General features: G+C 64.7%; 22 protein-coding genes and 1 riboswitch. Of the genes, 8 read left to right on the top strand and 14 right to left on the bottom strand.

Going from position 1 to position 24,943, the window contains the following annotated elements:
- Nucleotides 1-125: 125 nt before the first annotated feature.
- Both DLM85_RS10840 and DLM85_RS10835 read left to right on the top strand, forming a co-directional pair.
- Entirely contained in the window at nt 126-2,618 is a 2,493-nt protein-coding gene (locus tag DLM85_RS10840; RefSeq protein ID WP_111478142.1) for a TonB-dependent receptor, read from the top strand.
- A gap of 314 nt (nt 2,619-2,932) precedes the next feature.
- Nucleotides 2,933-3,112 carry a hypothetical protein gene (locus DLM85_RS10835; protein ID WP_111478141.1) on the top strand — a complete coding sequence of 60 codons (180 nt, stop codon included), beginning with the start codon at nt 2,933-2,935 and terminating at the stop codon, nt 3,110-3,112.
- Nucleotides 3,113-3,265: 153 nt separating this feature from the next.
- Here DLM85_RS10835 and DLM85_RS10830 read toward each other — a convergent pair whose 3' ends face one another.
- From DLM85_RS10830 to DLM85_RS10770, 13 genes are all read right to left on the bottom strand, one after another.
- Entirely contained in the window at nt 3,266-4,042 is a 777-nt protein-coding gene (locus tag DLM85_RS10830) for a shikimate dehydrogenase family protein (RefSeq protein ID WP_341537764.1), read from the bottom strand.
- 66 nt (nt 4,043-4,108) lie between these two features.
- Nucleotides 4,109-4,759, bottom strand: coding sequence for a DedA family protein (locus DLM85_RS10825; RefSeq protein WP_111478140.1), 651 nt, complete (start codon nt 4,757-4,759; stop codon nt 4,109-4,111).
- A 111-nt stretch (nt 4,760-4,870) separates the two neighbouring features.
- On the bottom strand, nt 4,871-5,260 hold the full coding sequence (locus DLM85_RS10820) for an acyl-CoA thioesterase (RefSeq protein WP_111478139.1): 390 nt from the start codon (nt 5,258-5,260) through the stop codon (nt 4,871-4,873).
- Between the two features lie 161 nt (nt 5,261-5,421).
- Nucleotides 5,422-5,615: riboswitch (cobalamin riboswitch) on the bottom strand.
- 251 nt (nt 5,616-5,866) lie between these two features.
- Nucleotides 5,867-7,231 carry a PQQ-dependent sugar dehydrogenase gene (locus tag DLM85_RS10815; protein ID WP_111478138.1) on the bottom strand — a complete coding sequence of 455 codons (1,365 nt, stop codon included), beginning with the start codon at nt 7,229-7,231 and terminating at the stop codon, nt 5,867-5,869.
- A 77-nt stretch (nt 7,232-7,308) separates the two neighbouring features.
- A complete protein-coding gene (locus DLM85_RS10810) occupies nt 7,309-8,250 on the bottom strand; it encodes an alpha/beta hydrolase (RefSeq protein ID WP_111478137.1) in 942 nt (313 codons plus the stop codon).
- Between the two features lie 74 nt (nt 8,251-8,324).
- A complete protein-coding gene (locus DLM85_RS10805) occupies nt 8,325-8,882 on the bottom strand; it encodes a GNAT family N-acetyltransferase (protein WP_111478136.1) in 558 nt (185 codons plus the stop codon).
- Between the two features lie 240 nt (nt 8,883-9,122).
- Nucleotides 9,123-9,923 carry a hypothetical protein gene (locus tag DLM85_RS10800; RefSeq protein WP_111478135.1) on the bottom strand — a complete coding sequence of 267 codons (801 nt, stop codon included), beginning with the start codon at nt 9,921-9,923 and terminating at the stop codon, nt 9,123-9,125.
- 116 nt (nt 9,924-10,039) lie between these two features.
- Complete coding sequence (locus tag DLM85_RS10795) at nt 10,040-10,873, bottom strand: phosphosulfolactate synthase (protein ID WP_111478134.1); 834 nt, start codon at nt 10,871-10,873, stop codon at nt 10,040-10,042.
- Between the two features lie 141 nt (nt 10,874-11,014).
- Nucleotides 11,015-12,412, bottom strand: coding sequence for a tetratricopeptide repeat protein (locus DLM85_RS10790; RefSeq protein ID WP_111478133.1), 1,398 nt, complete (start codon nt 12,410-12,412; stop codon nt 11,015-11,017).
- Between the two features lie 87 nt (nt 12,413-12,499).
- A complete protein-coding gene (locus tag DLM85_RS10785) occupies nt 12,500-13,513 on the bottom strand; it encodes an NAD-dependent epimerase/dehydratase family protein (protein WP_111478132.1) in 1,014 nt (337 codons plus the stop codon).
- Nucleotides 13,514-13,612: 99 nt separating this feature from the next.
- A complete protein-coding gene (locus DLM85_RS10780) occupies nt 13,613-14,368 on the bottom strand; it encodes a tyrosine-protein phosphatase (RefSeq protein WP_111478131.1) in 756 nt (251 codons plus the stop codon).
- Between the two features lie 12 nt (nt 14,369-14,380).
- Nucleotides 14,381-16,873 (bottom strand): polysaccharide biosynthesis tyrosine autokinase, encoded by a 2,493-nt coding sequence (locus tag DLM85_RS10775; protein WP_111478130.1) that lies wholly within the window; start codon nt 16,871-16,873, stop codon nt 14,381-14,383.
- Nucleotides 16,874-16,921: 48 nt separating this feature from the next.
- Nucleotides 16,922-17,734, bottom strand: coding sequence for a polysaccharide biosynthesis/export family protein (locus DLM85_RS10770; protein WP_243635926.1), 813 nt, complete (start codon nt 17,732-17,734; stop codon nt 16,922-16,924).
- 340 nt (nt 17,735-18,074) lie between these two features.
- Here DLM85_RS10770 and DLM85_RS10765 point away from each other — a divergent pair, with 340 nt between their 5' ends.
- From DLM85_RS10765 to hpf, 4 genes are all read left to right on the top strand, one after another.
- Entirely contained in the window at nt 18,075-19,214 is a 1,140-nt protein-coding gene (locus DLM85_RS10765) for an acyl-CoA dehydrogenase (RefSeq protein ID WP_111478128.1), read from the top strand.
- A 210-nt stretch (nt 19,215-19,424) separates the two neighbouring features.
- Complete coding sequence (gene rpsU, locus DLM85_RS10760) at nt 19,425-19,616, top strand: 30S ribosomal protein S21 (protein ID WP_078010179.1); 192 nt, start codon at nt 19,425-19,427, stop codon at nt 19,614-19,616.
- Nucleotides 19,617-19,781: 165 nt separating this feature from the next.
- Entirely contained in the window at nt 19,782-20,669 is an 888-nt protein-coding gene (locus DLM85_RS10755; RefSeq protein ID WP_111478127.1) for a tyrosine-type recombinase/integrase, read from the top strand.
- A gap of 37 nt (nt 20,670-20,706) precedes the next feature.
- The gene (gene hpf / locus DLM85_RS10750) at nt 20,707-21,006 is read left to right on the top strand and encodes a ribosome hibernation-promoting factor, HPF/YfiA family (protein ID WP_111478126.1); all 300 of its coding nucleotides are present in this window, start codon (nt 20,707-20,709) and stop codon (nt 21,004-21,006) included.
- A gap of 103 nt (nt 21,007-21,109) precedes the next feature.
- Here hpf and metK read toward each other — a convergent pair whose 3' ends face one another.
- Nucleotides 21,110-22,375 (bottom strand): methionine adenosyltransferase, encoded by a 1,266-nt coding sequence (metK, locus tag DLM85_RS10745; RefSeq protein ID WP_111478125.1) that lies wholly within the window; start codon nt 22,373-22,375, stop codon nt 21,110-21,112.
- A 247-nt stretch (nt 22,376-22,622) separates the two neighbouring features.
- Here metK and DLM85_RS10740 point away from each other — a divergent pair, with 247 nt between their 5' ends.
- On the top strand, nt 22,623-23,453 hold the full coding sequence (locus DLM85_RS10740) for a phosphatase PAP2 family protein (protein ID WP_111478124.1): 831 nt from the start codon (nt 22,623-22,625) through the stop codon (nt 23,451-23,453).
- A gap of 75 nt (nt 23,454-23,528) precedes the next feature.
- Complete coding sequence (locus tag DLM85_RS10735; protein WP_133257011.1) at nt 23,529-24,926, top strand: hypothetical protein; 1,398 nt, start codon at nt 23,529-23,531, stop codon at nt 24,924-24,926.
- Nucleotides 24,927-24,943 lie beyond the last annotated feature (17 nt).

The following is a 24,943-nucleotide window of genomic DNA, read 5'->3' as shown; positions in this document are numbered from 1 at the left end:
TGCAATCGGCAGCGGGCAGTTGCGTTAGTTTGCAGCCGGTTGGCCCGGCTACCGCATTAGCATACCAGTTTACCCGAGGAATCACCGCCCCGGCATTATTGCTTTCGACTTACCCGTTTCGCCCAATGACCTACCGTGTACCCCTGCTCCTGTGGGCCTGCCTATCGACTACGGCTGCCCTGGCCCAAACCGCCGCGCCCGCCCAAACCGCTCCGGCCCCGCGCGGCACCGGCCGCCTGAGCGGCGTGGTGGTGGATGCGGCCACCAACAAGCCGGTGGAGTTTGCCACGGTGGCCCTGCTGCCCACTGCCGGCGACAAGCCGCTGACCGGCACCGCCGCCGACGCGCAGGGCCGCTTCCGCCTCACCGATCTGCCGCCGGGCACCTACCGGCTCACCCTGAGCTTTGTGGGTTACGCTCCGCGCACCCTGCCCGTGACGGTGACCGGTGAAGCCCAGGACCTGGGCACCCTGGAGCTGACGGCCGCCACCAAGCAGCTGGGCGAGGTGACGGTGACCGGCGAGCGGGAAATCGTGGAAAACAAGCCCGACCGGCTGGTGTACAACGCCGAGCGCGACGTGACCAACACCGGCGGTACCGCGGCCGACGTGCTGCGCAAAACCCCGCTGCTGAACGTGGACGCCGATGGCAACGTGCAGCTGCGCGGCTCCTCCAACCCGCGCATTTTGATCAACAACAAGCCCTCGGCCCTGCTCTCGGGCAACCTGGCCGACGCGCTCAAGCAGATTCCGGCCGACCAGATCAAAGCCGTAGAGGTGCTGACGGCGCCCTCGGCCAAGTACGACGGCGAAGGGTCGGGCGGGGTTATCAACATCGTGCTGAAGAAAAACAGCCTGCAGGGCGTCAACGGCAACCTGGGCGGCGGCGTGGGCAACCGCAACCAGGGCCTGAACGGGGCCCTCAACGCCCGGCGCGGCAAGCTGGGGGCTAACGCCAGCCTGAGCGTGAACCGCAACCGCTACCCCTACCGCAGCACCGTGACCCGCACCGACTTCCTGCCCGACGGGCAGGTGGGGCGGCTCAATCAGCGCATGGAAAGCAACGCCCAGGGCCGCAGCGGCTGGGGCGAGGCCGGTCTGACGTTTGATCCTTCGCCCGAACACGGCTTTCAGCTGACCTTCAACGGCAACGCCTACCACAGCGAGCAGCCGCAGAAGTTCTACAACCAATACAGCGGCGGCGGCCCCCAGCGCGACACGCTCTACGCCCGCGACAACCGCCAGCGCTACCTGGGCCAGAACGTCGACGTGAGCGGGGGCTACACCCGCACCTTCAAGGAGCACGAAGGCCGCGAGTGGAGCCTGCTGGCCCAACACTCGCGCAGCCAGGGCAACCAGCGCTACGCCCTCGACCAATACGACGCGGCCGACCTGTACCAGGGTCCGATTGAGTACCGCGAGCAGAGCCGCAACCTCTCGCTGAACCGCGAAACAACCCTGCAAACCGACTACGCGCACCCGTTCAAGGAGGGCGTGTCGCTGGAAACGGGGGCCAAGGCCATCCGCCGCCTGGTGACGAGCGACTACCGCATCGACACGCTGCTGGTGAGCCGGCAGGCCGAGTTTGCCCGCAGCCCCGCTCGCTCCAACGCCTTTGACTACCAGCAGGACGTGGCGGCGGCCTACGGCACCTACAATTTCGGGCTGGGCAAGAAGTACACCTTCAGCCTGGGCACGCGCCTGGAGTACACCCGCATCGACGGGGAGTTTCAGGGCGAAAATGGCCGCTTCGCCAACGACTACACCAACCTGCTGCCCAGCCTGAGCGCCACGCGCAACCTCAAGCAGCCCGGCCAGACGCTGCGCCTGAGCTACTCGCGGCGCATTCAGCGGCCCAATATCTACTACCTCAACCCCTTCATCCAGCAGACCGACCCGCGCAACATCAGCTACGGCAACCCCACGCTGGCCCCGGAAGTCACCGACAACTACGAGCTGACGTACAGCACCTTCGGCAAGGCCGGCTCGCTGAATGCCTCGGCCTACACCCGCCGCACGGGCAACGCCATCGAGGAAATCAACTTCTACAACGAGGCGCTGGCCCGGGCCGAAACCACCTTCCGCAACATTGCCCGCAACAGCAACTACGGCCTGAGCCTCTACACCTCGGTGAAGCCCGTGCCCAAATGGCAAATCGGGCTGAATCTCGACGGCTCGTACTCGCAGCTGCGCAGCGTGGCCCTGGGCCGCACCACCACCCGCCTGCAGTTCAACGGCAACCTGAACTCGTCGTGGCGCTTCGGCAAGGGCTACACGGTGCAGGGCTACGGCGGGTTCTGGACGGGCGGCGTGGGCCTGCAGACGCGCTACGGCGGCGGTGGCTACTACTCGCTGGGCCTGAAGCGCACTATCCTCAAGGAAAAGCTGGACCTGACCGTCAACGCCTCCAACTTCCTGCAGACCTACCGCGTGTTCCGCGCCAGTACCCTCACGCCGCAGTTCGAGAGCCGCAGCGCCTACTACAACGCCCAAAGCTCGGTGCGCCTTTCGCTGAGCTACCGCTTCGGTAAAGTCGACGGGAATGCCCCGCAGCGCCAGCGCCGCAGCATCAGCAACGACGACCAGAAAGGCGGCGGCAGCAAGGGCGGGGGAAACTGAGGAGTTAGGAGTTAGGAGTTAGGAGTTAGGAGTTAGGGCATACTTGGCTGAGTCCCTGGGGTATCAGGGCGGCCGGCATTTCTGCGGAAGTGCCGGCCGTTTTTTTGATGGGCCAGGGCGGTGGGTTCGTGGGCAGCGACAAACAGCCCGCAGCCGCGCCGATACCCTCGGCGCGGCCGGGGCGCCGTTCGCATAGCGGTGGGCGGTGCTGGGCGAAACTCCCGGCGGGCAGGGGGCGGGCTGCTGCACCTTTGTCATGTCGAACGGGCACAACGGCCCGCCCGCTCCTCCCGAAACCTTTCTTTCTCAAGATTATGAAAGCCACCGTCCTCGCCCGCCTCGCTTCGTTCTTCCTGGTTGTTGCCCTGCTGCTGCCTTCGTTGGAGGCTGCCGCGGCCCGCCCGGCCAATTTCGGCCGCCGCGGCAAGACGGGGATGCACCGCCCGGTATACAAGAAGTACCAGCCCGGCTGCCGCTGGATCTTTCAGAAATAATTTCCGCGCCGCCGCAGCTATCCGCTGCGCTTACTACCACACCTGATTGAAAAGCTCACCGGTCTGACACACCGCCGGTGGGCTTTTTTCATTGGTGAGATGGTGAGTGGTGAGTTTGATGATCCAATGGCGCAAACTCACCATCTCACCACCTCACTGATTCCAGATAACCCAGGCAGCCTCGGCCTGCAGGCACAGCATTTCGAAGCCGTTCTGGGTGTGGGCGCCCAGCTCCCGGCCACGGCGCAGAAACTCAGTTTCGCGCGGGTTATACACCAGGTCGAAGAGGTAGTGCTGCGGGGTGAGCAGGTGGTACGGAATATCGGGGCAGGCTTCCACCTGCGGGTAGGTGCCCAGCGGCGTGGTGTTGATGATGAGCGTGTGCTCGGCCAGCAGCGGCGGGGTGAGGTCGGCGTAGGTGAGGCCGCGGCTGAGCGGGTCGCGAGACACGAGCCAGTAGCGGATGTCCAGCTCGCGCAGGGCCACTTCCACGGCCTTGGCCGCGCCACCGGTGCCGAGCACCAGGGCCCCGGCCGCCGCCCCGCGCAGCGGGTAAAAGCGCCGCAGCGAGTCGCGGAAGCCGGCGTAGTCGGTGTTGTGGCCAATCAGCCGCCCCTCGGGCCCGAACTGCACGGTGTTGACGGCGCCCACGCGGCCGGCCGAGGGCGCCAGCTCGTCGAGGTAGGGAATGATCTGCTCCTTGTAGGGAATGGTCACGTTCAGGCCGCGCAGCTGCGGGTGGGCGGCCAGCAGCTGGGGCAGCTGCTGAATGTCGGCCAGCTCGAAGGCATCGTAAGTACAATCGTCCAGCCCGAGGTGCTCGAACTTGCGCTGGAAGTAGGTGGGCGAAAAGGAGTGCGTCAGTGTCCGCCCGATCAGGCCAAATTCCCGGTTCATGCGCCCTTGCTGGTTGGTTTCGGAGTCGAACAAACAAAAAAATCCGCCCCGGCCAAAGCGGCTCGGGGCGGACTGCAACTTTCTATTGTCCAAATCCAGTTAGCGCGTGGCCGGCGTGCGGCGCTGCTTGATGAACTCGAACACGGCCGGCAGCAACGACAGCACGATGATGGCCAGCACCACCAGCGAGAAGTTCTTCTGCACGATGGGAATCTGCCCGAAGAAGTAGCCGGCCCCGGTCAGCAGCACCACCCACAGCACGGCGCCCGCCAGGTTGTAGGAGAGAAACTTGGTGTAGCTCATGGTGCCCACGCCCGCGATGAACGGCGCGAAGGTGCGGATAATGGGAATGAAGCGGGCCAGGATGATGGTTTTGGCGCCGTGCTTCTCGTAGAACTGCTGGGTGCGCAGCAGGTGCTCCCGCTTCAGGAAGCGGTAGTCGCGCCGAAACACCCGCGGCCCGATAAAGTCGCCGATGTGGTAGTTGAGCGCGTCGCCGAGCACGGCCGCCACGATGAGCAGCAGCATGAGCAGGCCCACGTTCAGGGGGCTGCCGTTGAGGGCTGCCAGCGAGCCGGCGGCGAAGAGCAGTGAGTCGCCGGGCAGGAAGGGCAGCACCACCACGCCGGTTTCCACGAAGATGATCAGGAACAGAATGGCGTACGTCCAGATGCCGTACTGCTGCACCAGCTCGTTGAGGTGCTTATCGAGGTGAAGAACGATGTCGACGAAGTCCTTGAGGATTTCCATACCGGCGTGAGGGATTAGCCCGCAAAGCTACGGCCTAGGCGCCAAAGCACACGTAGCCAGCCGGCCCGGCCCGCGAAAAGTAGCACGGCAGGCCGCCTCGCCCTGGCCGGTCTACAGCACGCTGACGGGCACCTTGTGCTCGTCGACGGCCACGAAGGTGAACGTGCCCGACACGGCGTGCAGGCGCACGTCGGAGTACATTTCCTCGATGTGAATGTCCACCGCCACGTCGAGGCTTTTGGTGCCGATGCGCGCAATGCGGCCGATCAGCTCGACGATGGTGCCGGCCGGAATGGGCATGCGAAAGTTGATGCGGTCGGAGGAGACGGTGACCATGCGCTTGCGGCTGAAGCGGGTGGCGGCAATGAAGGCCACTTCGTCCATGAGCTGCATGGCCGTACCGCCGAAGAGCGTGTCGTAGTGGTTGGTGGTGTTGGGAAAAACGGCCTTGAACAGGCGGGTTTCGGCGGCGGCAATGCGCGGGGCGAGGTCCGGAGTCATGCAGGTAAAAATGGGGGGAAGCCGCAACGGCCGCGCCCCTCCCCTGCTGCTCTGCCCCGGGCCCGCACGGACGCGCGCCCGCCCCGGCCCGGGCACACCAGCCCCGGCCGCAGCAGGGCGGCATCAATTGGCCCGACGGCAGCTTCAGGTCGCGGAAGCGCGCGTCACGTCGTAGGTAGGCAAGTCTCCTGGCTTGTAACGGGGCGGCCGGCCTTCTCACTCCGGCAAGCGGAGCAATGGCCGGCGGGGGCCGCCCGCGGGGTGTTACTTACAGTTGCGCGTCAGCCCGTGAATCACACACGGTTCCTTTTTCAGCCGGACTCGGGAGCCCGGCACCTTTCTACGGCAATTGCGGAATGGCAAAGAACTGGCCGCAAGGTAGGCCGAAGTTGACGCTCTGCAATCATTGTTTGTCATCCTGAACGCAGCGCCGGACCGTGCTTGTAACCTGCACTGCCGCTGCCTACGAAGCGCCGGCGCTTTTCCGGAAACACGGAAGCGCAGCCACTTTGCCCGGACGATTGGGCATGGTGGCTGCGCTTCTCAGTTGGTGCAGGGTGCGAGGAAGGTCCTTCGGCCACGCCTCAGGAGGCCGGCCTGGTTTCCCTACCGGCTGCCGGCCGCCGTGCCGCCGCTGGCGGCCACGCGCCAGATGGTGTTGGCCGCGTCGTCGGTCACGAGCAGGCTCCCGTCGGGCGCCACGAAGGTGCCGACGGGGCGGCCGTAGGCTTTTTCGCCGCCGGCCAGGAAGCCGGTCAGGAAGTCTTCGGGCGGGCCGCTGGGCTTGCCGCCCCGGAAGGGCACGAATACCACCTTGTAGCCCGAGTAGGCCGAGCGGTTCCAGGAGCCGTGCTGGCCGATGAAGGCGCCGCCCTGGTACTTGGCGGGGAAGGCCTTGGCGTCGTAGAACGCGAGGCCGAGCGAGGCCGTGTGCGGGCCCAGCGGCACCTCGGGCACGATGGTTTTCTGCACCAGATCGGGCCGCTCGCCCTGGCGGCGCGGGTCTTCGTGCGGGCCGAAATAGGCGTAGGGCCAGCCGTAGAAGCCGCCTTCGCGCACGCTGGTCAGGTAGTCGGGCACCAGGTCGTCGCCCAGCTCGTCGCGCTCGTTCACGGCCGTCCACAGCTGCTTGGTGACGGGGTTCCAGGCCATGCCCACGGGGTTGCGCAGGCCGCTGGCGTACACCTTTTCCCCCGAGCCGTCGGGGTTGATCTGCAGGATGCTGGCCCGCCGGATTTCGTTGGCCTCGCCGTGCTCCTGCACGTTGGAGCCCGAGCCCACCGACACGTAAATCTTCTTGCCATCGGCTCCGGCCAGCAGGTTGCGGGTCCAGTGGTTGTTGTAGCCGCCCTTGGGCAGGGTCATGATTTTCTGACCCGCGCCGCTGAGCGTGGTCTGGCCGGCTTGGTAGGGAAAGCGGAGCACGCCGTCGGTGTTGGCCACGTAGAAATAGTCGCCGAGCAGGAGCATGCCGAAGGGCTGGCTGAGGCCGTTGGCCGCGGTCAGGAAAGTTTGGCGCACCTCGGGTCGGCCGTCCTTGTTCGCGTCGCGCAGCAGGGTAATGCGGTTGGCGCTGCTCTCGCGCAGGCTCCGCGACTTGTCCAGGTTCAGCTCGGCGGCAATTTTCTTCTTGGTAGTCGTCGGGATGGTGCTGGCTTCGGCCACCAGCACGTCGCCGTTGGGCAGCACGTACAGCCAGCGCGGGCCTTCGAAGCCGTCGGCGTACTTGGTGACGGTGAAGCCGGCCGGGGCCACGGGCGTCTTGCCGGCGGGCCAGTCAATGATGTCGACGCGCTTGGTGACGGACTTGGTGGCGTTGGGCGGGGGCAGTTCCAGCGTTTGGGCCGTGGCTGCGGTATCGGCGGTGGCGGGCGGCGGGGCGGGCGTGGAAGTTTCGGCGGTTTTGGCGTTCTGATTGCACGCAGCCAGCAGCAACAGGGCGGCGGGCAGCAGCAGCGGCAGTTTTTTCATGGACGGTAGCTAACGAATGTACCTACCTTCTTACTGCCCGGCGGCCGCAGGGTTGCTTCGGCCCCTGCCAACGCCCCTCACTTGCCCGCTGCCGGGCTCAGCAGGAAGCGCGTCGGCACCTCAAAGCGCTTTTTCCAGCTGGCCTCGCTGTGCGCCGCGCCCTCGTATTTGCGCGTCAGCCAGTCCCGCCCGGTGTAGCCCTTGGCGCGCAGCAGGCTGTCGATGCGCAGCTGGTGCGGCTCGTAGCGCGCATCGAGCGTGGCGGTGCCGAAGTCGAAGTACAGGCGCGGGCGGCGGCCCTTAGCGGGCAGGCGCTGGCCGAGGTAGCGCAGGCAGGCAGAGGTGAAATCCGAGGGGTTGTCCTGCAAGCTCAGCGGCCAGTGCGTGGAAAGGCAGGCGGCCCCGCCGAACACCTGCGGGTATTCCACGGCGGCGTAGAGCGAAATCAGCCCGCCCATGCTGCTGCCGCCGATAAACGTGCTCTGCCGGCGCTTATCGGTCTGGTAGTGCCCGTCGACGTAGGGCTTCAGCTCTTGCACCAGGAAGCGCAGGTACTCGTCGGACTGCGGCGGGCCGGGCAGCAGGCCTTCCTGGGCCAGTTGCGCCCGGCGGGCGGCGCTCAGCAGCTGATAGGGCCTGGCCGGGCAATACTCGCGGAAGCGCCGGTCGGTATTCCACACGCCCACCACGATAACGTCGGGGCGCACCGCCCCGCGCAGCTGCAGCCGGGCCAGCGTGCTGTCGACTTCCCAGGCCACGCCGCCGTAGCTGCTAGCCGGGTGAAACAGGTTCTGCCCGTCGTGCATGTAAAGCACGGCGTAGCGGCGGCCGGGCCGGGGATAATCGGCGGGCAGCCACACGTCCACGTGCCGGGGCTTGACGAACTTCGACGGAAAATCGGCCAGGTGCTCCACCCGGCCCGGGTCGCGCGGGTCGTCGGCGCGGAAGGCGGCCAGGCTCAGGACCACGGCCAGCCCCAGGGGGGCACGGCGCAGGCGGAAAGGCAGGCGAAAAAGCATGGACTAACGGCAAAGAAACGCTACTACGACAGGGCCCGGGGCGCTGATACAACGTGGCTGCGCCCCGGGCCGACTTACGGCTTCGGCGCCAGCAGCGAGTATATAGCCGAGTCCAGAAACTGCCCGCGGTAGTAGTAGTTCTCGCGGAAGTAGGCCTCGCGCACGAAGCCCTGCCGCTCCAGCAGCCGGATGGAAGCCTCGTTCTGCGGATTCACGTTGGCTTCCAGGCTGTGCAGGTGCAGCCCGTCGAAGCAGTAGCGGCACACCTCGGCCAGGGCCTCGCTCATCAGCCCCTGCCCCCAGGCTTCGGGCAGCAGGCTGTAGCCGATTTCGCCGCGGTGATGGGCCAGATCCAGACGCCAGGCGCCGCAGGTGCCCAGCAGGGCCTCGGGCGCCTCGGCCCGCGCCACGCCCCAGTTGAGGCCCGAGTTGTCAGCCAGCGCCGCGTCGATGCGCCCGAGCAGCTCCAGCGCGTCGGGCAGGCCGCTGGCGGGGTCGCGGTCGAGGTAGCGCATCACGCGGGCATCGGAGCGCAGACGCAGGATGGCGGGTGCATCGGCGGCGGTGAGGCGGCGCAGCAGCAGGCGCGGCGTGCGCAGCTCCGGAAAGGGCAGTAGCTGAACGGTGAGCATAGGCGGACGAAATTGGTGCGCAAGGTAAAACTTGCCCCGCAGCCCGGGTGCTGCCGGCGGGCGGTAGCGGCCAGCCGCCAGTATCCCGTCGGCAGCCGCGCGTTGCCGCGGGCGGAGCACTGCCAGCGGGGCCTGGCGCGCCGGCAGCCGCAGCTGGCGGCTTACTTGTGCGCGGCCAACGCGCGTTGTATCACTAAAAATCCACCGCCGGGCGCTGAATAAGGCCGGACCGGGTTCCGGTTACTGCTGTTTGACCAGCGTCAGCCGGGCATTCAGCGCGTTGCTCAGCTCCAGCCGGTAAAGGCCGGCCGGCAGCTCAGCGGCGGGCAGCTGGGCTTCGCCCGGGCCAAGCTGCCCGCGGCGCACTACGCGGCCCACCTGGTCGAGCAGGCGGTACGGCCCCTGGTAGCTGGTCTGCACCTGCCAGGCCGTTGTGGCCGGGTTCGGGTACGCTTGCAGCGCCACGCGGCCGACCGGACTGGCCACCCGCAGCGGCCGTTCCGGCGACACGCCGTAGTAATTGACGCGCCGGTTGCCGCCGCTGCGCGACTCCACCTGAATCCACCAATACTGCCACCTGCCGGCCACCGCCATGCGCGCCACCACGAAGCCCGGGGCACCGTCGCGGAAGAAGCCTCGCCCCCCGACGCCACCGTTGCCGACCAGTTCGTAGTCGATGTAGCCCGTGTTGCCCCAGCGGATGCCGTGGCGGATGAGCTGCCCGGCCTGCAGGCGTTTCGCGCTGTCAAATTCCACCGAATCCGTGGCCAGCTCCACCGCGGCATGGCGGGCGCCCACCACAAACGTGCGCATGGTGGGGGAGCCCGGCCCGGCCGGCGCGGTATAAACGTTGGTGAATCCCAGGTCCGCCGTGCCGTCGCCGTTCAAATCCAGGCCGTACGCGTCCGAAAAGGAGGCCCCACCCGACGCGGGGGACTGCCAATTCACGGGCGTAGTCGGGGCGCCGGTGGGCTGTACCGTCTGCCCGACGGCCAGGGTCGGCAGCAGCAGCCAGGCGGAAGCGAAGTAATGACAGCGCATGGCAATGGTCGTTGAACGGGCTGAAGATAAAGTATTTCCGGAACGCCTGGGCTGGAAAACCAACAAGCTCTGACCGGCACGGCCAGAGCTTGTGAGCTGTAAAGCGAGCGGGTGCCTTACCCGCGCGGCATCGAAGTACCCGGCTTGTTGCCCGGCTTTTCCACGGGCTTGAACATCGGGTCCACCGCGTCCATGTCGAGGAAGTGCGAGAACGTGTCGCCGCGCAAACCGAGGCGAATGGTTTCCAGCGAAATGACCTCGTTCGGGGCGATGTTGCCCAGGTTCACGTTGGCCCCCAGCATCTTGATAAACCACACCTGCTGGGCTTTCTGCGGGGCTTCCCAGAGGATTTTTTCGAAGGGAATCTGGGTCAGAATTTCTTCCACCAAGCCCGAGCGCACCTCGCCCGTCGAGCGGAACAAGCCCACGTTGCCGGCCTCGCGAGCCTCACCGATAACCTTGATGGCGCCGGCTTCCAGCTCGGTGCGCATCTGGGCAATCCACTTGTAGGGCGGAATGATTTTCTCCGCGTCCTTCGAGCCCACCTCCGACAGCACTTTCACCTGCCCCGCCAGCTGGCGGATAAAATCCAGCTTCCGGTCGTGGTCCAGCTCGATGGAGCCGTCCGACACCTCGGCGTACTCCATGCCGAACTGGTCGAGCAGGCGGCGGTAGTCGTCGAACTGGTTGCGGATGATGAAGGCTTCGAACAAGGTGCCGCCGAAGTACACCGGAATGCCGGCCTCCTTGTAGGCGTCGAGCTTGCGCTGCAGGTTGCTGGTCACGTAGGAGGTGGCCCAGCCCAGCTTCACGATGTCGGTGTAGTCGGCCCCGACTTCCAGGAAGTCTTCGACTTCGCGCACGCTCAGGCCCTTGTCCATGACCATGGTAAAGCCTTGTTCGCGCGGTTTCTGGGTGCGTTCGGGGATTTGCGAGAGGGTGTAGTTCATCTGGTTTGGAGGGGTCAAATGGCTAAATGGCTAAATGGCTGCTTGTGCAGGCAATGACACAAAAAAGAATGGCCGTTTGGCGCCGTAGCCCAAACAGCCATTCCTGGTATCAGCCCTTTAACAAGTCAGCCATTCAGCCATTTACTTCCGGTATTGCTCGATCAGGCGGGTGAGGGCGCGCTGCTGCTCCAGCTCCGGGAAGAACTCGAAGAGCAGGCGGTGCTTGTCGAAGTCCAAAAGTAAGGCATTTTCGAGTACGTCGTAAGCCTGGCGGTAGCGGCCGGCGGCCAGCTGGTAGGCGCAGAGGCGGTACAGCAGCTCCGCATCTTCGGGCAGCAGCTCGGTGGCCGTCTTCATCAGGTCGATGGCCGCGTCGTAGTTGCCCTGCTCGTAAAGGATGGCGCTCCAGTTGATCCAGCCCTCGGGCATGTCGGGCTGCACCTCGGTGGCCTTTTCGTAGGCTTCCAGCGCCGACACGATGTTGCCCACCTGGTACTCGGCCCCGGCCAGGGCCACCCAGTACTCGCCGCTGTCGGCGTACAGGCCCACGGCCTTGCGGTAGTAATGCAGGGCCTGAAACCAGTGCTCCTGCGCATCCAGAATCACCCCGATGCCAAACCAGGCCTCGTCCATTTCCGGGTCGAGGTCCAGGGCTTTCTGGTAGTGCCGCCGCGAAAGGTCCCACTGGCGCAGCTTCTCGTAGCACTCCCCGATGTTGCACAGCGCCTCTGCGGTAGGCTCCCCCTCCTCGTAGCTGAGCTGAAACTCCTCGATGGCGCGCTGGTACTCCTCCATGCTCACGAAGCAGCTGGCCAGGTAGGCGTGCGCCTCGTAGAACTTCGGGTCGATGACGATGGCGTAGTCGAAGGCCTGGGCCGCGTTGCCGTACTGCACGGCCTTGTAGTAGGCCTGCCCGAGGTTGTACCAGGCAATGGTCGAGTACGGGTCCTCGTCGGTGAAGCGGCGGAAAAACTCCAGGTTGCTGTCCAGGCGCCCCGATACTTCCAGGCAGTAGAGCAGCTCCTGCACCGCCGCGTCGTTGTCGGGGTTGAGCTTCAGGCTTTGCTTGTAGTTGCGGGCCGCGCTCTTAAACTTCTGCCACTGCTGGTAGGCCAGGCCGAGGTTGAAGTAGATGTCGTCGCGGTCGGGGGCCCGCTCGGCGCCCTGCAGAAAGTACGCCACGGCCGCCGGGTAGTCGCCCTGCTGCGTCGAGACGATGCCCCGGGTCACGGCCACGTCGGCGTTGTCCGGGTCGCGCTCGGCTACCTCGTCGATCTGCTTGAGCGCCTCGGGGTACTGCCCGCGCATGGCCAGCACCTGCGCCCGGTCGATCAGCAGCTCGGTGCTGAACGGGTACTGGGCCACGGCCGCCTCGCAGGCCTGCAGGGCTTTATCAAATTGCGCGGATTGGGTATAGTGGTCGATAATGCTTTCAAAATCGGCCAGATCAAAAAACGCCGGTTCGCCATCGGCCAGCATGCGCTCAAAGCGGCGCACCGTGGCCAACACCTCATCCCGTTCCTCAGACTGTTCGTTCATTCTCATTAATCAGCAACGGCCGCGGCGGCCGGGGTCGGCTTCCGCGTCCTTTCTCTGTACGGCGCTGCCCGTTTCGGCGCGCGGCTCCTAGGGAACTATAACCCCCGGAACCGGCTGCGAGTTCGGCCCGGCCGCCAGGGCCGCGCAGGCCCAGCGGATGGTTTCCGCCACCGGCCGGAAGCGCAGGCCCACAGCCTGCTCCGCCTTCCCGGCCTGGTACACCACCGGCCGCCGCCCGGCGCGGGCGGTGTCCTTGGTAATCAGCGGCCGGGAGCCGGTGGCCAGGCTGCGCAGGTGTTCCAGCCGCCAGATGGCCTCGGCCGCCCAGTCGGGCACTTCCACCGTGGGCGGCTTCTTGCCGAAGCAGGCAGCCGCCTGCCGGAAAAACTCCCCCAGCGGCAGCGCGCCGGCACTCAGGATGTACCGTTCGCCCGTCACCGCAAGGTCTAAGGTCAGCCGCAGCATGGCCGTCACCACGTCGCGTACATCTACAAAATTAACGCTTCCCGGCGTGTAAAACGAATGCTGCTGGTGAGCGTAGCGAAATAGTCGGGTACTGCTCCGCTTCCAGTCGGTGGCGCCCAGGATAACCGAGGGATTCACGATGACGGCCGACAGCCCTTCGGCCACGCCGCGCCACACCTCCGTCTCGCCCAGATACTTGCTGGTAGCGTAGTGGCCGTGAGCCGCGCCCAGGTCCCATTTGGCCGATTCGTCCAGCTCGGGCCCGGTGGCCGTTTCGGGCAGCCCGCCCAGCGCCGCCACCGACGACACGTAGCACAGCCGCACGCCCGGCCGCGCCAGGCAGGCATCGACCACGGCCGCGGTGCCTTCCACGTTTACCTGCCGCAGCAGCTCGGCATCCTGCGGGGCGTACGACACGAGGCCCGCGCAATGAAACACGTGCGTAACGCCGGCCAGCGCGTCGCGCAGCACGCCGGAGTCGCGCAGCTCGCCTTCCACCCACTCCACCCGCTCGTGGCCGGGCACGTGCCGGGGCACGGCCCGGCGGTACAGCGCCCGCACGCTCAGGCCTCGCGCCAGCAAAGCCGGAATCAGGTAGGAACCCACAAGGCCGCTGCCGCCGGTAACGAAAATCATAGGTTCAATGCGTGAATGAGTAAATGGGCGAATGAGTGAGTTAAAGGGACGTTCATACGAGAATCACTCATTCGCTCACTTGCTTATTCACTCATTGATTTACAGTTCCGCGTTGCGCAGCGGCAAGCGCAGCAGCTTGGGCAGGTACTCGCTTTCCAGCACCCGGTTCAGGGCCGACATGTGTTTGAGGTTGTGCGCGTCGGTACCCACGAAGTCGACCAGGCCCGCGTCGATGAGCTTTTCGGCCACGCGCTTGGCGCCGCTGGAGTAGTAGCCCACCAGGGAGTTGAGGTTGAGCTGCAGCAGGGCGCCGTTTTCGCGGATTTTTTCCAGCTCCCCGAAGCGGCCGTACAGGTACGTGTAGCGCTCCGGGTGGGCCAGCACCGGCTGGTAGCCGGCCGACTTCAGCCCGAACACCGCTTCCTGCAGGTTGAACGGCTCGTTGATGTACGACGTCTCGAAGAGCAAGTACCGCTTGTCGCCGCCGAAGCTGAGCAGCTCATCCCGGGTTTCCAGGCGCCGCATGAAGAACTCGTCGAGGTAGTATTCCGCCGCGCAGTCCAGCTCCACCGCTATGCCCGCGGCGGCGGCGGCCTGCCGCAGGCTGGCCAGCGCGCCGCGCACCCCCTCGGGGGTGTTGCGGTAAAAGTCGCCCATGATGTGGGGCGTCATCACCAGCTTGCGGTAGCCCAGGCCCTGCATCAGGCGCAGCAACTCCACCGACTGCTCCAGCGTTTCGGCCCCATCGTCGAGGCCGGGCAGCAGGTGGGAGTGCATGTCGGTGCCCAGCGAGGCCAGCGTAGCCGGCACTACAGCCGCACTCCGACCGAAAAGCTTTTGGAAAAAAGAAGCCATAGAGGCGGCAACTTACGAAAAGCGGCGGCGCAGGCGGGCCAGCAGCCCCGTGGGGGCCTGGGTTTCTTCGTAGTAGCCGTAGCCCGTGCCGTAGCCGTAGCCGTAGCCATACCCGTAGCCGTACCCGTAGCCGTACATGCCGCCGGCCTGGGCGTCGTTGAGGATGGTGGTCAGCTTGCTGAAGCCGCTGCCGCGCACCAGCTTGTTGATGTTCTTGAGGAAGGCCTTCTTCGAGTAGCCAGCGCGCACGATGTAAATCGGCACGTCGACCTTGCGCATGATCAGCACACCATCGGTCACCAGGCCCACCGGCGGGGTGTCGATGATGATAACGTCGTAGGTACGCTTGAGCTCTTCCAGCATCTGGTCGAACTGCGGGTGCAGAATCAGCTCCGAGGGGTTGGGCGGCGTGGGACCGGCCGAAATAAAGTCCAGCGACGGAATGCTGGTGCGCTGAATGCACTCCTGCACCGTGTGGCGGTCGATGAGAATGGTGCTGACGCCCTTGGTGTTTTCCGCGTCGAAGGCCAGGTTCACCTTCGGCTTGCGCATATCCAGGTCGATGATGATGACGCGCTGCTCCGAGAGGGCAATGATACCGCCCAGGTTTACCGCCACGAAGGTTTTGCCTTCGCCCGAAATCGTCGACGTCACCGAAATCAGCCGCTTCTGCCGGGAGTTAGCCACAAATTCCAGGTTGGTCCGGATGGAACGGATGGCCTCCGATATGGCGGATTTGGGATTCTTGTCCACAATCAGCTTCGACACGGCCAGCTTTTCCTTGTCGTAGGAAGGCACCACGCCCAGCACCGGAGCCACGGTGTTGCGCTCCAGCTCCCGGATGCTCGTCACGGTGTTGTGCAGCAGGTAGCGCCCGGCCACCAGGCCCAGGCCCAGCAGCGCGCCCACGGCCAGCCCGATGGCGTACACCATCATCTTCTGCGGCGAAATAGGCTCGCTCGGCAGGCTGGCCGGCGACAGAATCTGGAAGTCGGCCGTGGTGCCGGCTTTCTGAATGCCAAAGTCCACTTTCTTCTGCATCAGCAGCATGTAGGAACTCACGTACAGCTCCACCGGCCGGCGCAGGCGGGCCAGCTCGGTTTCCTTGCCCGGTAAGGACTGCAGCTCACCGCCGAGCTGCTGCTGCTGCCGCGTCAGCGCGTTCAGCTCGTCGTTGGTGAGCTTGAGCGTCTGCTGCAGCAGGCGGCGGATGCTGCGCTTGGTGAAGGCCAGCTGGCTCTGCCGAATCTGCACCGCGGTGGTGGTTGGCTGATACGACTGCAGCACCTGGCGCAATTCCCGCTGCTGCTCGTTGAGCACGGTCAGCTGCTGGCTGATCTGCGGGTCCTGCAGCACGGCCAGCCCCGGAATGCTTTCTTCCACGGTCAGTTCGTCGCTGCCTATCAAGCGCTCCGTTTCCACCACCCGCGACAGTTCCTGGAGCACGCCCTGCCGCCGCAGAATCTGCTCGCGCTGCTTGGCCAGCTCCTGCATCTGCGTGGTGATGGTGGCCAGGTCGCCCTTGGCGTCGTAGGTGCGGTTGCGCTTCACGGCGGCCTGCAGGGCGTTTTCCGCCTTTTGCAGCGAATCCCGGTTGCCGTTGAGCTGGCTGTCGAGGAAGGCCATCGACTGCTGGGTGCTCTGGTAGTTGCGCGCCAGCTTCACCTGCTGATACACCGAGTCAATTTTGTTGACGATGTCGCGCGCCTTGGCCGGGTTATAGTCGGTAAAGGAAATTCCGATGGTGTTGGCGTCGGGATTGATAACGCTTACGGTCAGGTTTTGCGCCAGGTAGCCGTTGATGGCCTCGGGGGTATTAATGACGAAGAAAAACTTCGTTTCCGGGGTTTGCTCGTTGAAGAAACGGGTGCGCACCAGCGTCAGCGTGAAGCCGGGCGTTGTGAGGGTTTCCCCGAAGCTGTACTCGCCGCCCTGTTCGGCCTGGCCCTGGGCATAGCTTAGCCGGAAGCGGTTCTGGTCGAGCACCTCCACGCTGAACTTCTGCCCAAACTGCAGCGGCTCGCGCACTGCGTACTCCACCCGGAACGGCGCGGTACGGTACAGCTCCGTTTCCAGCACCGTGCCTTCGGTATAGTAATTCACGTCCAGCTCCAGCGAATCGCGCAACCGAGTGTAAATCAGATCCGATTGGATCAACTCGACTTCGCCCGACAGCTTGCTCATGCCCTGCTGCCCGGCCTGGGCACCCGCGGCCAGCAAACCCAGGTCGCCGGCCTGCTGCTTTTCGTCAATCTTGATGGTGGAAGAGGAGCGGTACAGCGGCTTGGTGTAGCGCAGGTAGCTCCAGCTGGCCGCCAGCCCAATCAGCACCAGCAGAATCATCCACGGCAGGCTGCGCCGCGCCACGGAGAGCAGCAAGGGCAGGTCCAGCCCGCCGCCCACGGAGTCGTCTTCGGATTCGGCCGCCGGCGCCGTCGGCGCCGCGCCGCCACTGGTGGCGTTCCGAATGAGTTCTTCGAGTTCGGCGTTTTCGTTAACGGCCATTTAGGTCAGGTATGCGATGCAAGAGAGGAATGCTTCCGCGCGGCTCAGCTAGTTGAAGCGGAAGATGGTAATGAGAATGGCAGCTGTATTCAGTACCAAGCCTGCTAAACCCAATACGGGGGCAGCGTCGGTAAGGGCGTCGTAGAACGGACGGCGCACGGGTTCGATGTAGACGATGTCGTTGGGCTCCATCTGCAGGTTGGCGCGGCGCATCCCGGCAATGGTGGTTAGGTCCACCTGCTCCACCTGCGGATTTTTCAGGTCGCCCCGGATAATACGAATGTTGGACACCTTGCCACCCGAGCGGTACAGTGTTCCACCAGCGGCTCCGTCGACCCCACCGGCGGCGGCCAGCACTTCCAGCAGGTTCATGTTGTCGTTGACGAGCGGCACGATTTTGCCGCCGGGCGAGCCCAGCACGATGACGCGGTTATTCGTCACCCGCGTGGCCACGAATACACCCTTGTAAAATTCGCTGTAGCGCACCTGCAAGAGGCTGTCGGCCTGGAGCAGCGTCAGGCCCTGCAGCCGCACGCGGCTGACGAGCGGCAGCTTCACGTACCCGTCGGTCTGCACCAGAAACTCCGATTCGCCGGCCGACGAGGAGGTCGTGCCGCCACCACCGCCCTGCCCGCCCACATTGCTCAGCGTCCGGCTGCCGTTGGCACCGGTGGAGAGCAGCCCGGCCGGACTGCCGAAGCGCAGCTCCCCGTTTGGATCGATAATTCGCTCACCGTTATTGGTATACACCCGCACGGCCAGTAAATCGTTGTTCTGGATGGTATAGTTCCGGTTCGCCCGGTTTACGGCCCGGCGCACCTTGGTCGTATCCATTTGCCCATCCTCGCCCGTTCGAAACATAACCCGCTGGTTGTAAACCCGATTGGTGCAGGAGGAAAAGCCCAAAACGAGGAATAGGCACGGGAGCCAGAGCTGACGCAGGCAATGGGAAGCGGATGGGTGCATGCAGGCTAGAATAAGCCGAAAGAAAGGAGAAACGGACCGCAACGGAGTACGGTTCGGCAAGGTCAGAACGCTTAAAAAACCTTCAAAGTAACTCAATCCGTGGGCGCTTTCAAAATTGGGTCTGGTCGGGCAGTGCCGGGCAGCCGCCAAAATCCGTACCTTAGCCGAACCCAAACGAGCGTTTGTTTTTCTCGTTCTGCTCTTCCCCTCATTCCCACCAACCCCTTTTACTGCCATGGAACTGGTAGCTACTGAAAATCAGACGATGATTGCCCAGATGGTGCGCGACTTCGGTGCCGCCCACATCAAGCCCCGCATGCGGGAATGGGACGACACCCAGGAATTTCCGGCCGAGGTGTTTCACAAGCTGGGTGAGCTGGGCCTGATGGGCGTGCTGGTGCCGGCCGAATACGGCGGCGCCGGGTTTGGCTACGTGGAATACGTCACGGCCATTGCCGAGCTGTCGAAAATTGATCCGAGCATCGGCCTCTCGATGGCGGCCCACAACTCGCTGTGCACCGGGCACATTCTGCAACACGCCTCCGAGGAGCAGAAAGCCAAGTACCTGCCCAAGCTGGCTTCGGGCGAGTGGATCGGCGCCTGGGGCCTGACCGAGCCCAACACCGGCTCCGACGCGGGCAACATGCGCACCACCGCCGTGCTCGACGGCGACCATTACGTGCTCAACGGCGCCAAGAACTTTATCACCCACGGCAAGTCGGGCAACGTGGCCGTGGTCATTGCCCGCACCGGCGAAGTCGGCGACTCCCGCGCCATGACGGCCTTTATTATCGAGCGCGGCACGCCGGGCTTCGCGGCCGGCCGCAAGGAAGACAAGCTAGGCATGCGCGCCTCGGAAACCACCGAGCTGATTTTCACCGACTGCCGCGTGCCCAAGGAAAACGTTATCGGCCAGGTCGGCGACGGGTTCGTGCAGGCGCTGAAGGTGCTCGACGGCGGCCGCATCAGCATCGCGGCGCTGTCGCTGGGCATTGCGCAGGGGGCTTTCGAGGCGGCGCTGCAGTATTCCAAGGAGCGGCACCAATTCAATCAGCCCATCAGCAACTTCCAGGGCATCAGCTTCAAGCTGGCCGACATGGCTACCGAAATCGAAGCCGCCTCGCTGCTGACCTACCGCGCCGCCGATATGAAGGACCAGGGCCTGAACGTGAACCGCGAGTCGGCCATGGCCAAGCTCTACGCCTCGGAAGTGTGCGTGCGCGTGGCCAACGAGGGCGTGCAGATCTTCGGCGGCTACGGCTACACCAAGGACTACCCGGCCGAGAAGTTCTACCGCGACTCCAAGCTGTGCACCATCGGCGAGGGCACCTCGGAGATTCAGAAGCTGGTTATTGCCCGCACCATTCTGAAATAATGCTCCCGGCGGGCGGCTGAGGCGGCCATTGCCGCTGCCTCAGCCGCCCGCCAATGGCGCGGGCCAAAGCCCGGCTACCCGGCCGCGTACGCCATTTTGGGCAGGTTGCCAAGTGGTTGCAGCGAAAAAAACGACGCAAGCCGTGCATTCGTCAAAATCTCTGGCTATCTTTGCGGCCCTCAAAACTCAGAAACTCACGCTTTCTTTTTTATGCTCATCGTCCAAATCAAGGAGAACGAGTCGGTTGACCGCGCGCTGAAACGTTTCAAAAAGAAATTCGAGCGCACGGGCGTGCTGAAAGAGCTGCGCCGCCGCACGTTCTTCCAGAAGCCTTCGATTACGAAGCGCAAGCAGAAGATCAAGGCTGCCTACAAGCAGGCGATGTACGGCCAGCAGGACTAGTTCTGCCCCGCCGATAGGCGAGCGAGCTTAGGCTCAGCCCGCTACCAGCTTCACGACCAGCCAGCCCATTTCGTATGGGCTGGCTGGTCGTTTTTTTTATGTTTTGATTGTCGGCGGGGTTTCCTACATTGGCTATCCACCCGCCGCCACCGCGGCTTCCCTTGCATGGAAGCTTTCATCGACTACCTGCGCTTCGAGCGCCGCTACTCCCCGCACACCATTCTCTCGTATGAAACCGATCTGCGGCAGTTCGGCGACTACCTATTGGCCACCTACGAGCTAAGCAACCCGGCCGAGGCCGACCACACGCTCATCCGCTCGTGGATTGTGACGTTGATGGAGCAAAAGCGCGACCCACGCACCGTGAACCGCAAGATTGCCTGCCTGCGCTCCTACTACAAGTTTTTGCTGCACACCGGCCAGGTGACGCGCAACCCCATGCTGCGCATCACCGCGCCCAAGACCAGCAAGAAGCTGCCCGACTTCGTGCCCGAGGAGCCGCTGAACCACCTGCTCGACTCGTTTGAATTCACGCCGGACTTCGCGGGCGGGCGCGACCAGCTGATGCTGGAAATGCTCTACGGCACCGGCATCCGCCTCTCGGAGCTTATCGGCATCGGGCACCAGGACGTGAGCCTGCCCGGGCGCACCGTGCGCGTGACGGGCAAGGGCAACAAGCAGCGCATCGTGCCGCTGAATCCCTCGCTGATCGGGGTACTCGACAACTATATGCAGCGGAAAGCCAAGGAGTTCGGCGCGCCCGACAACGCCGCGGCGCCGCTGCTCGTTACGGATAAGGGTAAGCCGCTTTATCCGCAGCTGGTGTACCGCACCGTCAAGCATTACCTCGGGCAGATTACTTCGGCGCCCGGGCAGCAGCACCCCCACGTGCTGCGCCATTCCTTCGCCACGCATTTGCTGGGCAAGGGCGCCGATCTGAACGCCATCAAGGAACTGCTGGGCCACGCGAATCTGGCGGCTACGCAGGTGTACACGCACCTGAGCATCGACAAATTGAAAGCAGTGTTTGAAAAGGCCCACCCAAAGGCCTAGGTTCCATTTTTGTCTTACTCCAAAACCCCTACGACCGATGAAAGTACAGATGCAATCGGTGCACTTCACCGCCGATCAAAAGTTGCTCGACTTCATCCAGAAGCGCCTCGATAAATTGGAAACGTTTTACGACCGCGTGACGGAAGGCGAAGTAATCATGCGCCTGAACAACAACGACGGCGTTGACAATAAAACCGTAGAAATCAAACTCTTCGTCCCGGGCACCACCCTGTTCAGCCAGGAAGACGCCGCCAGCTTCGAAGCCGCCGCCGACGCGGCCGCCGACCAGCTCAAAAAGCAAATCATCCGTCATAAGGAAAAGCAGGTAGCGCACTGAGGCCCGCTGACTTCCCGATAACGCAAACGGCGCCCGTTCCAGCTGGAACGGGCGCCGTTTGGCATTTGATGGTGCCACGACTTTGAGTCGTGGCACCACTCGGCTAGTTCAGGCCGAACGCCTTTTTGATCTGGTCGACGTAGTCGAGCTTTTCCCAGGTGAAGGTTTCGACGGTGCGGGTCGAGCCGTCGGCACCTTTCACTTCCTTCTGGCCGGGCTGGCGGCCCATGTGGCCGTAGGCGGCCGATTCGGCGAAGATGGGATTCTGCAGGCCCAGGCGCTTCACGATGGCGTAAGGGCGCAGGTCGAACAGGCCCTGTACTTTCTCGGCAATCTGGCCGTCGGTGAGCTTCTGGCCGTTGCCGTTGCTCACGTGGGTGGTGCCATAGGTCGTCACGAACAAGCCCACGGGCTCGGCCACGCCGATGGCGTAGGCCACTTGCACCAGGGCCTGATCGGCCACGCCGGCGGCTACCAGGTTTTTGGCAATGTGGCGGGCGGCGTAGGCGGCCGAGCGGTCCACTTTCGAAGAGTCTTTGCCCGAGAAAGCGCCGCCGCCGTGGGCACCCTTGCCGCCGTAGGTATCCACGATGATTTTGCGGCCGGTGAGGCCGGAGTCGCCGTGGGGGCCGCCGATGACGAACTTGCCGGTGGGGTTGATGTGGTACTTGATGTCGTCGGTGAAGAGCTGCTGCACCTCGGGGCTGAGCTGGGCCTTCACGCGCGGAATCAGGATGTTCTTCACGTCCTGCTCGATCTGCTTGAGCATCACCTGCTCGTTCTCATCGAAGTCGTCGTGCTGGGTGCTGACGACGATGGTTTCGATGGCCTCGGGCGTGTTGTCGTCGGCGTAGCGGATGGTGACCTGGCTTTTGGCGTCGGGGCGCAGGTAGGTCATTTCCTTGCCTTCGCGGCGGATGACGGCCAGCTCGCGCAGCAGGCGGTGCGAGAGGTCGAGGGCCAGGGGCATGTAGTTTTCGGTTTCGCGGGTGGCGTAACCGAACATCATGCCCTGGTCGCCGGCGCCCTGCTCCTCGGGCTTGGCGCGCTCCACGCCCTGGTTGATGTCGGCCGACTGCTCGTGCAGGCGGTTCATCACCTCGCAGGTGTCGGCGTTGAAGAGGTATTCGGGCTTGTTGTAGCCGATGCGGCGGATAACCTCGCGGATGATGGGCTCGGCCTCGACGTGGGCCGTCGATTTGATTTCCCCGGCGACCATAGCGAAGTCGGTGGTTACCAGGGTTTCGCAGGCGACCTTCGCCGCGGGGTCCTGACGCAGGTACTCGTCGAGGATGGCGTCGGAAATCTGGTCGGCGACTTTGTCGGGGTGGCCTTCCGAAACCGATTCGGAAGTAAACAGATAGGGCATTGCGCTGAATTAGGGCCGGTTTACGGAAACCCAGTACCCGCCGAACGCCCCGGCAGAGCGGTGGCGGATAGGGCACAAAGCTACGATTTTACTTATCAGTTGTCTGTTTTGCCCAAGGCTTGCAGCGGGTTTTCCGCGTCCTGCCGGCCCGGAATTTGGCTGCTTACCAACCGCAGCCGCGCGCGTCGGCCGGCCGACGTCAACCCGCACGCAAGCTCTGCCGTTGTAGGAGCCTTAGGATTTTGCCATGAACCACACCTCCGCCCTCCTTTTCGCCGGTACGCTGCTGACCACGCTGGCTCCCGCGGCCCAGGCCCAGCAGGCCCCTTCGCCCTACCGCACCCGTTTTGCCGTCGACTTCCCCATTACCCTGGCCCTCGGCGCCGGGGCGGGCACCGGGCTGTACCTGATTCAGCAGAAGAGCGGGCTGAGCGAAACCGAGCTGGCCGCCCTCGACAAAAACGACATTCCCAAATTTGACCGGTGGGCGGCGGGCAAGTACAGCGACAACGCCCAGCTGGCCAGCGACCTGCTGTGCTACCCCACCCTGCTCATCGCGCCGGGCCTGCTGGCGCTGAACGACAACGTGCGCGGGCGCTACGGGCAGGTGCTCGGCCTGTACGTGCAGACGCTGGCCCTGTCGGACGCGGGGTTTACCCTGACGGCGGGCAGCGTCTACCGCTACCGCCCGTTCGTGTACGGCGACAAAGGGCCGGCCAATAAGCGCGGCAGCAAGATTGCCACCAACTCGTTTTTCGCCGGGCACACCGGGCACACGGCCGCGGCCACGTTCTTCGCGGCCAAGGTGTTCCACGACTTCAACCCCGACTCGCCGGCCCAGCCCTACGTGTGGACGGCCGCCGCGCTGGTGCCGGCAGCCGTGGCCTACAACCGCATACAGGCCGGCAAGCACTTCCTCTCCGACAACATCGTGGGCTACTCCGTCGGGGCGCTGTCGGGCATTCTGGTGCCGCAGCTGCACAAGACCAAGGGCGGCAGCATGTCGGTGGTGCCGCTGCAGGGCCTGAACGCGAACGGCTACGCGTACAGCGGCTTTCTGCTGAGCAAGCAGCTGTAGCCGGCCCGAAACGGCGGCCTTGGCGGAGCGAGATGCTACATTTGGAGCTCTTTAATTCCGCTACCGTTGTCGTTTATGCCAGGTTTGTACGCCCGCGTATTGTTATTGATGGTGCTGCTGGCCCCGCTGGGCCGCAGGTGCGGCGCCCAGGTGTTTGAACCGGGCTACCTGGTGCTCGGCCGCGGCGATACGCTGCGCGGCGAAGTGGAAAACGCCTTCTGGACGGACCCGCCCAAGGCGGTGCGCTTCCGCCCGGCGGCCACGGCCCCGGTGGTTTCGTACCGGGCGGTGCAGCTGCGGGCCGTGCAGCTGGCCTCGGGCCGCCTGCTGCGGCGCGAGCTGCTGCCCATCGACTATTCGGCCAGCAAGAACCCGAATCAGATGTTCTACGGCCTGGTCATCCGGCAGCGGCCCGACTCGCTGCTGGCGGATGTGCTGGTGGAGGGCCCGGCCACGCTGCTGAGCGTGGTGTGGGGGCAGGTGCAGCACTTCTTCGTGCGGCGGGAGCAGCAGCCTTACCTGGAAATGACCGAGCGCCGCTACCTCGACAACAACGGCGGGGTCGTGAGCCTGCGCGACGGCAACAACTACCAGGGCCAACTGGGGCTGTATTTCGGCGACTGTGCCGCCGCCGTAGCGGCCACCAACCAGGCAAAATTTACCGCCACCGACCTCATCGGGGTGGTGCAGACCTACAACCAGCAGTGCTCGGCCGTTCGGCAGCCGGGCCGGCGCATCGAGGTGGAAGCCCCCAAAGCCAGCCGCGTGAAGCTGCAGGTGGGGCCGCTGCTGGGCGTGCGCTACACGTCCATGCGTCTGCGGGCAGCGGGTGCGCCGGGGCTGGAGGCCCAGACCCTCGCCGGCCAGCAGCTCGACGGGCGCCTGCACCTGCAGCCGGGCCTGTATTTCGACTTGCTGGACGGCGGCCGCCGCCTGGCCGCGCACACGGCGCTGTACGCCTACCGGGTCGGGCGCCAGGTGGAAGTGGCCGCGCCCGACGGCTCGGCGCAGTGGCGCGGAACGCTGGATTGGCGGGCCACCGCCGCCGTGTGGCAGGTGGGCCTGCGCGGCCTGTTGCCGGTGGGCCCGCACTACACGCTGCTGGCGGGGGCGGGGGCGGAAATTGCGCAGTACTGGGCGCAAGCCGCCCGGCTGCGCTACGGCACCGGCACCGCCACCACGCGTTTGGCCACCGGGGGCGTGGCGGTGCTTACCGAGCAGCCCTTCCAGCTGGGCTTTGCCCGCACCAAAATGCCGTACCTGGAAGTCGGCATCCGGCGCCAGCGGCTGACGGCCCTGCTCACCGGTCGCATCTACGGCAAGCAGCATTACTACGACCCGCTGGTGGTGGCCGCGCTGCAGAACCCAGCCGGCCAGGTTTACAGCCTCGGGCACAGCTATACGGCCCGCACCCTCAGCGCCGCGCTGGTCCTCAGCTACCAGCTCAACCGCGACACCGACCAGCGGAAGTAGCCCGGCGGCCGCGCCTA

This window comes from Hymenobacter edaphi (assembly GCF_003258365.1).
GTDB classification, from domain to species: domain Bacteria; phylum Bacteroidota; class Bacteroidia; order Cytophagales; family Hymenobacteraceae; genus Solirubrum; species Solirubrum edaphi.
Note: the sequence above shows the minus strand (reverse complement) of the source record. Positions and strands in the feature narration are given on the sequence as shown.

Bases quoted from the DNA above. Each gene is read 5' to 3' on its own strand.
- DLM85_RS10840 (WP_111478142.1), top strand. From the start codon at position 126: ATGACCTACCGTGTACCCCTGCTCCTGTGGGCCTGCCTATCGACTACG.
- DLM85_RS10835 (WP_111478141.1), top strand. From the start codon at position 2,933: ATGAAAGCCACCGTCCTCGCCCGCCTCGCTTCGTTCTTCCTGGTTGTT.
- DLM85_RS10825 (WP_111478140.1), bottom strand. From the start codon at position 4,759: ATGGAAATCCTCAAGGACTTCGTCGACATCGTTCTTCACCTCGATAAG.
- DLM85_RS10820 (WP_111478139.1), bottom strand. From the start codon at position 5,260: ATGACTCCGGACCTCGCCCCGCGCATTGCCGCCGCCGAAACCCGCCTG.
- DLM85_RS10815 (WP_111478138.1), bottom strand. From the start codon at position 7,231: ATGAAAAAACTGCCGCTGCTGCTGCCCGCCGCCCTGTTGCTGCTGGCT.
- DLM85_RS10810 (WP_111478137.1), bottom strand. From the start codon at position 8,250: ATGCTTTTTCGCCTGCCTTTCCGCCTGCGCCGTGCCCCCCTGGGGCTG.
- DLM85_RS10805 (WP_111478136.1), bottom strand. From the start codon at position 8,882: ATGCTCACCGTTCAGCTACTGCCCTTTCCGGAGCTGCGCACGCCGCGC.
- DLM85_RS10800 (WP_111478135.1), bottom strand. From the start codon at position 9,923: ATGCGCTGTCATTACTTCGCTTCCGCCTGGCTGCTGCTGCCGACCCTG.
- DLM85_RS10795 (WP_111478134.1), bottom strand. From the start codon at position 10,873: ATGAACTACACCCTCTCGCAAATCCCCGAACGCACCCAGAAACCGCGC.
- DLM85_RS10790 (WP_111478133.1), bottom strand. From the start codon at position 12,412: ATGAACGAACAGTCTGAGGAACGGGATGAGGTGTTGGCCACGGTGCGC.
- DLM85_RS10785 (WP_111478132.1), bottom strand. From the start codon at position 13,513: ATGATTTTCGTTACCGGCGGCAGCGGCCTTGTGGGTTCCTACCTGATT.
- DLM85_RS10780 (WP_111478131.1), bottom strand. From the start codon at position 14,368: ATGGCTTCTTTTTTCCAAAAGCTTTTCGGTCGGAGTGCGGCTGTAGTG.
- DLM85_RS10775 (WP_111478130.1), bottom strand. From the start codon at position 16,873: ATGGCCGTTAACGAAAACGCCGAACTCGAAGAACTCATTCGGAACGCC.
- DLM85_RS10770 (WP_243635926.1), bottom strand. From the start codon at position 17,734: ATGTTTCGAACGGGCGAGGATGGGCAAATGGATACGACCAAGGTGCGC.
- DLM85_RS10765 (WP_111478128.1), top strand. From the start codon at position 18,075: ATGGAACTGGTAGCTACTGAAAATCAGACGATGATTGCCCAGATGGTG.
- rpsU (WP_078010179.1), top strand. From the start codon at position 19,425: ATGCTCATCGTCCAAATCAAGGAGAACGAGTCGGTTGACCGCGCGCTG.
- DLM85_RS10755 (WP_111478127.1), top strand. From the start codon at position 19,782: ATGGAAGCTTTCATCGACTACCTGCGCTTCGAGCGCCGCTACTCCCCG.
- hpf (WP_111478126.1), top strand. From the start codon at position 20,707: ATGAAAGTACAGATGCAATCGGTGCACTTCACCGCCGATCAAAAGTTG.
- metK (WP_111478125.1), bottom strand. From the start codon at position 22,375: ATGCCCTATCTGTTTACTTCCGAATCGGTTTCGGAAGGCCACCCCGAC.
- DLM85_RS10740 (WP_111478124.1), top strand. From the start codon at position 22,623: ATGAACCACACCTCCGCCCTCCTTTTCGCCGGTACGCTGCTGACCACG.
- DLM85_RS10735 (WP_133257011.1), top strand. From the start codon at position 23,529: ATGCCAGGTTTGTACGCCCGCGTATTGTTATTGATGGTGCTGCTGGCC.